Consider the following 9,375-nt stretch of genomic DNA (forward strand, 5'->3'; position numbering starts at 1 on the left):
TCCGGGTGGCGATGCATCACGCCGTCAAGGACTGGGCCGACGGTGGGCTCACCGATATCGACCAGTTGGCACCGGCCTGCGATGTGCACAACCGTCGCGTCGGATCCAAGCCGGGTCAGTACACGACCCGCATCATCACCGACGGCCCGGATACGGGTCGGGTGGCGTGGCGGTTGAACGCCGCCCCAGGTATGCCGCCCAACCCCGAACACATCAACCGGGCCGCGGATGTGGCCGCCGACTTCCGCGATTATCTCGCCACCACGCGCGTCGAAACGTCGGCCACCACCGGCACCATCACCAACCTGGCCGATCGACGCCGCCGACACACACGTGCAGCAGATACAGATGCTGCGGGCCCAGGTGTAGGCACAGGTGCGGTTGTTGATGCAGGTGTTGGTGCGGTGCGGGAGGATGTCGATCGCGGCGACGTGAGCAGGTCGAGCGGTCGGGGCGATGCGCGTGAGAATCGCGCCGGCCCAGCAACACCCATATCGATCAGCGTTGTCGAGCACCACGCACTGACCGCGCTGCTCGACACCACACCCGAGCGCGCCGGTGAGCGCCGCGTCGACATCACCTGGAACCCACCCCGTCGGCTCGATCTCGACCCAGATCCCGACCCACCACCCGGCGACTATTCACCTGGCGGCATCGACCCGCCTCTACCCGACGCCGCCTGACCGTCGCATGTTCGCCACATCACACCCCGCCACCACACCAGGTGGCGGGGCAGGAGTGGTTGCCGAGCGTCGTGCTCGCCAGGGAATCACCCCGCCGTTCAGATGCCGCCGGCCACCACTAATTGTCCGGTCGCAACGCCACTCGCCGACGTCGCGATGGCCATCACGATCGCTCCGTAGGGCAGGCGCCACTGGGAATGTAGCCGGCGGAGTTCGATCGCGGGAATCTCGACCGAGGCGGAGAAATCCTCGCCGTCGCGGTCGAATGCGACTGCCTCTCCGTTGACGAACAGCTGCAACAGGGCGGCGTCGGATGCGCCGGTGATGTCGATGACGGCGGTCTGAGTTCCTGGACGTGTAGCGGCACTGAGTTCGATTGTGGGAGAAATGGCTTCGCCAACTGCTTGCCCCGCCGCGCTGCCTTGTGGCGCTTCGCTCGGGCGCTGCAGAGGTGGCAGCTCTGGCGTCGTCGGCGGAGCGACTCGTCGTCGGGAAACCTGTTCGTAGGCCCATCCGTAGGCGAGCAATGCGTTGTCGTCATAGGCTCGCCCGGCGAAGGTGAGGTTCACGGGCATACCGATGTCGCTCATCGTGCCCATGGTGACGTTGACAGTCGGGATGCCGTAGTGACGGATCATCGTGTTTCCGGTCGACACCCAGACGCCGTTGGCCATCGCTTTTTCATGGGCCTCAGGATTCACGTCCGCGTCAGCAGCTCCGACATCCAACGCGGAGGGGAAGACGAGTGCATCGAGACCCAACTCGTCGAGCCACTCCTCCAGGTCGATGCGGCGCAATTCCTCCAGCCCACGAACTCCGTCGGCGAGGTCGAGAATCTCATCGAGCTCCCGAATACCATTCGCAGCCCGTTGCGGATACCGGCTGATGTCGAGGTTGTACCGCGCGTAATACCCGTGCAGTTCATCGGGAATCGTGCCGTCGGCAAGCGGGAAGATCAGTGACCCGTCGACGTCGGCGAGGCGGCTCAGCGCCGGATCTCCGTTGGCCTGCAGGTAGTCGTTCCACGCCCATGTGGTCAGGTCCCACATCTCGGCGTCGAAGAATCCCTCTGGCAGAATTCCGCGCGCGTAGCCGTCGTGAGCATCGTCGCGGTCGAGTTCGTAGTTGGTGAGCGCGGGAAAATCCACGTCGATGATCTCTGCGCCCGCTGCCTCCAGGTCAGTGCGGGCACGGTTCCACAACTCGATGACCGACGGGCGTGGCGTGATCGGCCAACCGGCCTCGGGGTCGTTACCCAGGATGATCCGGGGGACACCGAAGCGTTTACCCCGCAACGCATCCTGATCGCGCAAGTGCTGATACGACTCGGGGCGTACCGAAGACGCCGCAGGCAACTCGACCCACGGCTGTGTGCGCCAGAAATCGCCGCGCGTGTCAGGGTCGTCGGTAACGAGGAGGTCGAGCAGTGCCAGCATGTCGTCGACGGTCCGCGTATGCGGCACGACGACGTCCATTGTCGGCGTCAGCGGCCAGTTACCGCGCACTGAGATCACGCCGCGCGATGGTGTGTATGCGACCAAGGCATTATTCGAAGCCGGGGACCGACCGCTCGACCACGTCTCCTCGCCGAGTCCGAAGGCGGCCATGCTCGCCGCGGTCGACGCACCCGACCCGTTCGACGATCCGGACAGATATGCGGCTGCGAGGTACTCGCGGTTGTAGGGACTCTCGGCTCTGCCGTACACGCCACGCTGCATGCCGCCATTGGCCATCGGTGGCATGTTGGTCAGGCCGAGGCAGATCGCTCCAGCTGCCCGCAAGCGTTCGACGGCGAAGGCATCCGACCCGGCAACGAGGTGCGCGAATGCGGGTGAGCCAGACGCCACGGTGAGACCTCGAACGCGATAGCTGTCCTTGGCGGTGTACGGGATGCCATCGAACGGTCCCCGCGCCTCGCCACGGGTGCGGCGTTCGTCCGAGGCGCGCGCCTCGTCGAACATCTCAGGGTTCAACACCGGAATCGCATTGAGCGTCAATCCATGTCGATCGTAGTGGGCGATGCGGTTCAGGTATCCGGCCACGAGTTCGACACTCGTGACGTCGCCGCACTCGAGTGCCCTACTCAGTTCGGCGATCGACGCTTCGACCAGTGAAGGTGTCTGCGCTGCCTCGCTCATGATCCGGCACCGACCGAGGGCTGTTGCTGGGTGATGCAGTGGATGCCGCCGCCTCGTGCCAGGATCTCCCGCGCGTCGATGGTCACCACACGCCGCCCGGGATAGACCGATGACAGGATCTCGGCTGCGTGTGCGTCGGCGTCGGGCTCGCCGTAGCCGCATGCGATGACGCCGCCGTTGACGACGAGGTGATTGATGTAGCTGTAGTCGACAAAGCCCTCGGAGTCGCGGATCGTCGCCGGTGCGGGAAGGTCGACGATGTCCCACGATCTGCCGGCCGCGTCGGTGGTGCCTTCGAAGAACTCGCGGAGTCCCTTGGTGACTGGGTGGTCGGGGTGATCGGGATTCGACTGGTGATGCAGGAGCAACGTGCCGGGGGATGGAATGGTGGCGACCATGTCGATGTGCCCGCGTGTCCCGAACCGCTCGTAGTCACGGGTCAGACCGCGCGGAACCCAGATGACCTTGCGTGCACCGATCGTCCGTGCCAACTCGGCTTCGATCGTCTCGCGCGTGGCGTACGGGTTGCGGTAGGGGTCGAGTTGCACCGTCTCGGTGACCAGTACGGTTCCCTCGCCGTCGACGTGGATGGCGCCGCCCTCCTGGACGAGCATGGAACTGATGACGGGAACGCCCGCCTGGCCTGCGACGAACCGTCCGATCTGACGGTCGTTGGTCCACTCCGCCCACTCCTGAGCGCCCCAGCCATTGAAAGTCCACGCGACAGCACCGAGTTGGCCCGAGTCGTCGACGACGAAGGTCGGGCCGATGTCGCGCATCCATGCGTCGTCGAGCGGTGCCTCGACGATCGTCACCTCGCTGGAGATCAGCGAACGGGCACGCGTGACCTCGGAGGGGTCCACGACGATGGTGACCGGCTCGAACTCGGAGACGGTATTGGCCACCTGGCTCCATGCCGCGTAGGCGGTCTCGGCGTCGGCTGCGCTTTCTGCCAGCGTGGTGTTGATGCGTGGAAAGGCCATCCACACACGGTCGTGGGGGGCGGTCTCGGCGGGCATTGTCCAGGGCATTGTGGGACCTTTCGATATTGATCAGACAATCAATAGCTAGAACGGTAAGGGGTTGCAACAGTGCCGTCAAGCGGAAGCCGGAGTTTTGTTGATTCGGCGATCAATAGCTGTTGACTCATCGATCAACAGACGTGATGATCGCAGTGTGATGGTGTCGAAGAGTCGGGTTCGGGCCCCCCGCAAGTCGCCGGCGGAACGCGCGGACGAAATACGTTCCGCAGCACGGCAGGTCGCCCGTGCCGAAGGTCTTCCCGCACTGACGCTCCGATCCGTCGGTGCGCAAGCGGGGGTCGCGCCCGCACTCGTCGCCCACTACGAGCCGAGTATGGAAGAACTCGTCGCGTCGACGTTCTCGGCGATTACCACCGCGGAAGTCGACGAGATTGCTGCGTTGTTGTCGTCGGAACCGACTGCCACCTCAAAGCTGCATCGGCTGATCACGACACTCACCGAACCGGGACGCGACGATGTCACGATCGCATGGACCGATGCCTTCAGCCTCGGTCGTGTCAACCAGCCACTCGCAGCCGCGGTGCGCGAGGTGATGGCGAGATGGCAGTCGATGGTTGCCGATCTCATCGGCGACGGCGTCAGCTCAGGGGAGTTCACCACCGACGACGCCGCAGACGTCGCCTGGCAGTTCCTGGGAATGATCGACGGGGTCAATTCGCATGCCCTGGTGCACTACGCCGCGGCGCCCGACCGCGGACGACTCGTGCGTCGCGCGATGGAGAATGAACTCGGGCTCGCACGTGGCGCTCTGCAATAGCAGTGTCGGTTCTCGTGACCGGGATGCCCGTCAGTCGTCGAGTCGTCCCGACAGCCGTTCGACACCACGGAACAAAGCGCTGTGGTCGAGTCCGCCGTCACCGTTGGCCCGGGCTGACGCCATCAGTGTTGCCACGAGTGAACTGAGCGGGAGGGCGAGTCCTGCCTCTCGCGCGGCAGAGGTGACGATCCCGAGATCCTTGTGATGCAGGTCGATTCGACCTCCTGGGCGGAAATCGCGACCGATCATGCGGTGCGCCTTGTGATCCAGAACAGTTGATCCCGCGAGGCCACCGCCGAGTACTCGTACCGCATTCGTCGTCTCGACGTCGTTGGCCTCGAGGAACACGATCGCCTCGGCGAGCGCCTCGATGTTGGCAGCGACGATCAGTTGATTCGCCGCTTTCACCAACTGTCCACTGCCGCTGGGTCCGACATGCACGACGGTGGCGCCGACCGCGTCGAACAGTGGTGCGGCCCTGGTGAACGCGTCGTCGGTACCGCCGACCATGATCGACAGGTCGCCGCTGATCGCGCCCTCCTCGCCGCCCGATACCGGAGCGTCGAGAAAAGCGTGCCCACCGTCGTCGGCGAACTGGGCCATTCGACGGGCGACGTCAGGTCGGATCGTGGAGAAGTCGACGATGACGGCTCCGGGCGCAGCGTGCGCGAATACGCCGTCCGGGGCGGTCAGTACCTTCTCGACGTCGGGGGAGTCGGGCAACACCGTGGCCACGATGTCTGCGTCCGCGACGGCGTCGGCGATCGAGTCCGCAGCCCGACCACCGGCGTCGACGAGGGCAGCGACGCGTGAGGGTGTGCGGTTGTATCCGACGACGCGATGCCCCGCGCGGACGGCGTTGATCGACATCGGACTGCCCATCACGCCGAGTCCGATGAACGCGATGGTCGTCATGAGCTGCACTCCTTCGTTCGGGGCCTGTGGGTTGCCGCGACTTGTGTGTTCATTCGTGCGCGCCTGATGCGAACTCCGGGATCCAGGCGAAGGGGTCGGGCTGCGTCTGCGTGTACTCGAGACTGAACCAGCCCGGGTAGCCCGCGGTGTCGAAGGCGGCGAAATGTCGCGCGAAATCGATTGTGCCGGTGCCGGGTTCGCTGCGGCCAGGTGCGTCGGCGAGCTGGACGTGACCGATCCGGTCGGCGTACCGGGAGATCACCAGGTCGAGATCATCGCCGTTGACGGCGAGGTGATAGAGATCGGCGAGCAGACGAATGTTGTCGACCCCGTGTTCGTCGCGGACGCGTCGGGTCACGCTAATTGCGTCATCGGCGACGCGAAGTGGATAGGTAGGTATCGCGCTGAGCGGTTCGAGGAGGATGTCGGCGTCGATGGTCGCCGCGGCGCGGGCCGCCGATGCCAGGTTCTCGGCGGCGAGGGCATCCTGCTCGGCGGGGTCCACGCCCTCGATGCGGTTGCCGTACAGCGCATTGAAACCGACTGTGCCCAGCTGCTTTCCGATCCCGATGGCAACTTCCACGCTGTCTCTGAACTCGTCGGACGTCTGCGGGTACGACAGCAGACCCCGTTCTCCTGCGGCCAGATCGCCTGCGGCGAGGTTCAGGTGTGTCAGCCGCATCCCGGCATCGGCGATCGCCGAGACGAATGCCTGCACATCGGAATCCGACGGAACCGACGCGCCGAACGGCCACCAGAACTCGACGGCGTCGAAACCCGCCTCGCGAGCCGCCTGCGGTCGACGTAGGAGTGGCAGATCGGTGAACAGAATCGAGCAGTTGACCGTCAATCGTCGGGTGTCCACCGCGTGCCGCTCCTGTCGTGCCGATGCTCTCGTTGGGAGGGTAGTCGGTGGCTCTGTCGGACCTGCACAGCCGTCAAAGCTCCGGGCGCGCGTTCTCTCTGTGTGCCGGCTATCGACCGCGCGGGACGAGATCAGCGTCGTGCCGAAGAAGACCTGCGAGAGCGTGGGGTCGAGCCCTGGCTCTACCGTCGAGGCATGGCAGCCAAAGGATTCGACTACGCGGGCGGGCGACCTCCTGGACGTGCGATCCGCGATGCGGGTGGAACGTTCGTGTGCCGCTATCTCACGGACGGTGGGCCGTCGCTGCCCGGGAAGCAGCTGATTGCTTCGGAGGTTCGGGATCTGCAGCAGAACGGGATCGCCATCGTCTGCAACTACGAAACGTACGCCGACCGTATGAAATCGGGGTACGACGGAGGAAAGGCTGATGCGCAGTACTCCAACGGGTACGTCGCGCAGCTCGGACTGGTTGGCGCGCCCGTGTACTTCTCCGCGGACTGGGACACCACTGAGGCGGATCAGGCGGCGGTGAACGACTACCTGCGAGGTGCGAGCGACGTGCTCGGAAAAGCCCGGGTCGGTATCTACGGCGGATTCTGGTCAGTATCGCGGGCGCTGGACGCGGGGGTGTGTACGTACGCCTGGCAGACCGCGGCGTGGTCGGGCAGCAATCGTGACCGTCGCATGCACATCTTTCAGGACACCGACGCGGGATATGTGAACGTCGCCGGGGTCGAGTGCGACGTCGACTACCGCTACCCCGACGATTTCGGTCAGTACCGCGGCTAAACGCGCGCCGACCCGGGGCGACACGAATGGGCGGATCGCTGGCCAAACCGGCGCGTGCCGATCAGGGGTGGCAGAGGTGATTCCGGAGGGGTGAGTGTTCGCGGCCGACACTGAGGTCGCGGTGGGTGCAGGGGCTGGGGGTTGACGTACAGAGAGCGCTGCTCTCTAATTGTGAGAGCGGTGCTCACTACGACGGCAGGGTGGTCTCATGTCAGCTCTTCGGCAACGTTCGACGGGCTCGGCTCAGCTGGTCTCGGTGGTTGCGATGATCGTGGCCGGTTTTCTGTTCGTGCTGTACCCGCTGATGCGCGGATTTGACGCGGAGGACAGTCGACACGGAGCTGACAGCTTCGCCGCATGGACATGGGCAGCCTCTCATGTGTGTGCCATGGCCGGTTTCGCACTGATCGCGGTGGCTCTGCGATTTCTCAGGGGCTGGGGCGCCGGTGTGGAGTTGACCGCCTGGTTGGCGGCGTCACTGCTGTTGCCCTATTACGGCGCCGAGGCTTTCGGACTCGCGGCAGTCGGTGAATGGGCGCGCGATACGCGCGAGTATGACGCGCTGGCCATTGCCGACGGCTTTCGCTACGCGGCTGTGCCGATGGCGACCTTCGCCGTCGGCTGGCTTCTGTTGGCGGCCGTCGGCCTCATTGTGATCGTGCGCGCGATCCGTGCGAGTGGGGCGGTCGTGCCCCGGTCGGCGGCTGCTGTCGCAGGCGCTTGCCTGGTCGTATTCCTACCGGTGTTCTTCGTGCCCGGACCACTGAGAATCACGCACGGGATGATCCTCGGCATCGCTCTGATCACTTGGGGTGTGGGAGTGTTCGTCGCACACGGGGTGCGTGCCACCCGAACTGCCGCACGAACTGTCGACGACACATCGGTATCGGTCCTGGGTCGCTGACCTTGTCGTAGCGTCAGACGGTGAATCGGCAGGGGTCGTGAGAGACGACGAGCAGGTCAGACTTCCTCCGACCTGCTCGCAATTGGTGCCCTCGGTGAGACTCGAACTCACACTGGACGGGTTTTGAAACCGATCCGCATAAAGCAATACCATACGATGTTCGTGCAGGTCAAGCAGCCGTAATTGCTGCTGGTAGAGGCTATTTCGGCTTAGATTCGTGTTCCATAAGGAACCTCTAGGGGACACGTGATCACCGAGTTTTGCTACACGCTGCTACACGTATTCAAGCAGTCTGCTACACGCTACTGTGAGGGGTATGGCGTGGACGCAACAGTTGAAGAGTGGCCGCTACCGTGCCTTGTACCGCGATGAGTACGGCAAGCAGAAGTCGGCGGGCACGTTCGACAAGGAGAAAACCGCACTCGGTAAGGCACAAGCTGCCGAGGACGAGGCACGCACACGCAAGCCCAAGGAAACGTTGACGTGGGGTGAGTGGCGTGAGCGGTGGGTGCCGACGCGGACCGTTGAGGCGTCGACCCTCGACAGGGACAACACTCGGATCACTGTTCACCTTGCGCCCAAGTGGGATACGGCGATGCTCTCGGACATTGACCGTCCAGCGGTCCAGGCGTGGGTGCGTGACCTGTCGCGGCCCAAGGATCAGGGCGGGGCCGGGTTGTCTCCGTCGACTGTCCGCAAAACCGTGGGCGTGCTGTCGGCGTCGTTGAAGGCGGCGATGCGTGAGGGCTTGATAGACGTGAATCCGTGTACGTCGTTGGAGTATCCGGCGATCCCGCCAAGCCCGGAACGGTGGCTGTCGACGGCTGAGGTTGACGCGATCCGCGATGTGCTCGCAGAGCAGTATCAGTTCACGTTCGAGCTGCTGCTCGGGACTGGTTGCCGTTGGGGTGAGGCCTGCGGCATTCACTGGGACGATGTGGACCTGCATCGCAAGGTCATTACGGTTCGCTGGTCGTGGGAGCGTCGCGCGCACTACATGAAGGCTCCGAAGACGGGGAAGACTCGCACGGTGCCGATAGGTGATCGGCTGGCGAAGCTGCTGGGGGAGCGGCTGGACGCGGAGGGGCTAGGAGCACCGCCAACCGTCGAGTACAAGGGCGGATCAAAGCCTCTGTACGGCTTGGTATTGCGTACCCCTGCCGGGACTCCACCTAACGGGACTTCGTTCGCTCATGGGCTCACTGCGGCTGGCAATGCCGCGATGGTCGGAGAGGGCGTGAACCGGAAGCGTGTGGGTGCTGTCCGTCCGCACGATCTGCG

9 protein-coding genes are annotated in these 9,375 nt (G+C 64.6%); 5 read left to right on the forward strand and 4 right to left on the reverse strand.

Annotation, left to right across the window (positions count from 1 at the left end; genetic code table 11):
- On the forward strand, nucleotides 1–683 hold a 683-nt coding region (locus GOOTI_RS16990; protein ID WP_007239849.1), incomplete at its 5' end, for an HNH endonuclease signature motif containing protein.
- 98 nt (nucleotides 684–781) lie between these two features.
- Here the strand turns inward: GOOTI_RS16990 and GOOTI_RS16995 are convergent.
- Together GOOTI_RS16995 and GOOTI_RS17000 are read right to left on the reverse strand one after the other, a co-directional pair.
- Complete coding sequence (locus GOOTI_RS16995) at nucleotides 782–2,821, reverse strand: amidase (protein ID WP_007239850.1); 2,040 nt, start codon at nucleotides 2,819–2,821, stop codon at nucleotides 782–784.
- Nucleotides 2,818–3,852 (reverse strand): agmatine deiminase family protein, encoded by a 1,035-nt coding sequence (locus GOOTI_RS17000; protein WP_007239851.1) that lies wholly within the window; start codon nucleotides 3,850–3,852, stop codon nucleotides 2,818–2,820. The genes GOOTI_RS16995 and GOOTI_RS17000 overlap by 4 nt, the downstream gene beginning before the upstream one ends.
- A gap of 148 nt (nucleotides 3,853–4,000) precedes the next feature.
- Here GOOTI_RS17000 and GOOTI_RS17005 point away from each other — a divergent pair, with 148 nt between their 5' ends.
- Nucleotides 4,001–4,621, forward strand: coding sequence for a TetR/AcrR family transcriptional regulator (locus GOOTI_RS17005; RefSeq protein ID WP_007239852.1), 621 nt, complete (start codon nucleotides 4,001–4,003; stop codon nucleotides 4,619–4,621).
- 30 nt (nucleotides 4,622–4,651) lie between these two features.
- Here GOOTI_RS17005 and GOOTI_RS17010 read toward each other — a convergent pair whose 3' ends face one another.
- On the reverse strand, nucleotides 4,652–5,536 hold the full coding sequence (locus tag GOOTI_RS17010; RefSeq protein ID WP_007239853.1) for a 2-hydroxy-3-oxopropionate reductase: 885 nt from the start codon (nucleotides 5,534–5,536) through the stop codon (nucleotides 4,652–4,654).
- A gap of 49 nt (nucleotides 5,537–5,585) precedes the next feature.
- Complete coding sequence (locus GOOTI_RS17015) at nucleotides 5,586–6,401, reverse strand: hydroxypyruvate isomerase family protein (protein ID WP_007239854.1); 816 nt, start codon at nucleotides 6,399–6,401, stop codon at nucleotides 5,586–5,588.
- Nucleotides 6,402–6,596: 195 nt separating this feature from the next.
- Here GOOTI_RS17015 and GOOTI_RS17020 point away from each other — a divergent pair, with 195 nt between their 5' ends.
- The 3 genes from GOOTI_RS17020 to GOOTI_RS17030 all read left to right on the forward strand — a co-directional run.
- On the forward strand, nucleotides 6,597–7,190 hold the full coding sequence (locus GOOTI_RS17020) for a glycoside hydrolase domain-containing protein (RefSeq protein ID WP_007239855.1): 594 nt from the start codon (nucleotides 6,597–6,599) through the stop codon (nucleotides 7,188–7,190).
- A 208-nt stretch (nucleotides 7,191–7,398) separates the two neighbouring features.
- Nucleotides 7,399–8,094: a hypothetical protein gene (locus GOOTI_RS17025; RefSeq protein WP_174299153.1), complete on the forward strand. Its 696-nt coding sequence runs from the start codon at nucleotides 7,399–7,401 to the stop codon at nucleotides 8,092–8,094.
- A 316-nt stretch (nucleotides 8,095–8,410) separates the two neighbouring features.
- On the forward strand, nucleotides 8,411–9,375 hold a 965-nt coding region (locus GOOTI_RS17030), incomplete at its 3' end, for a tyrosine-type recombinase/integrase (protein WP_007239857.1).

It is taken from the genome of Gordonia otitidis NBRC 100426 (assembly GCF_000248075.1).
Taxonomy (GTDB): Bacteria; Actinomycetota; Actinomycetes; order Mycobacteriales; family Mycobacteriaceae; genus Gordonia; species Gordonia otitidis.

Excerpts from the sequence above, each read along its gene's own strand:
- GOOTI_RS16995 (WP_007239850.1), bottom strand. The coding sequence starts at position 2,821 with ATGAGCGAGGCAGCGCAGACACCTTCACTGGTCGAAGCGTCGATCGCC.
- GOOTI_RS17000 (WP_007239851.1), bottom strand. The coding sequence starts at position 3,852 with ATGCCCTGGACAATGCCCGCCGAGACCGCCCCCCACGACCGTGTGTGG.
- GOOTI_RS17020 (WP_007239855.1), top strand. The coding sequence starts at position 6,597 with ATGGCAGCCAAAGGATTCGACTACGCGGGCGGGCGACCTCCTGGACGT.
- GOOTI_RS17010 (WP_007239853.1), bottom strand. The coding sequence starts at position 5,536 with ATGACGACCATCGCGTTCATCGGACTCGGCGTGATGGGCAGTCCGATG.
- GOOTI_RS17025 (WP_174299153.1), top strand. The coding sequence starts at position 7,399 with ATGTCAGCTCTTCGGCAACGTTCGACGGGCTCGGCTCAGCTGGTCTCG.
- GOOTI_RS17005 (WP_007239852.1), top strand. The coding sequence starts at position 4,001 with ATGGTGTCGAAGAGTCGGGTTCGGGCCCCCCGCAAGTCGCCGGCGGAA.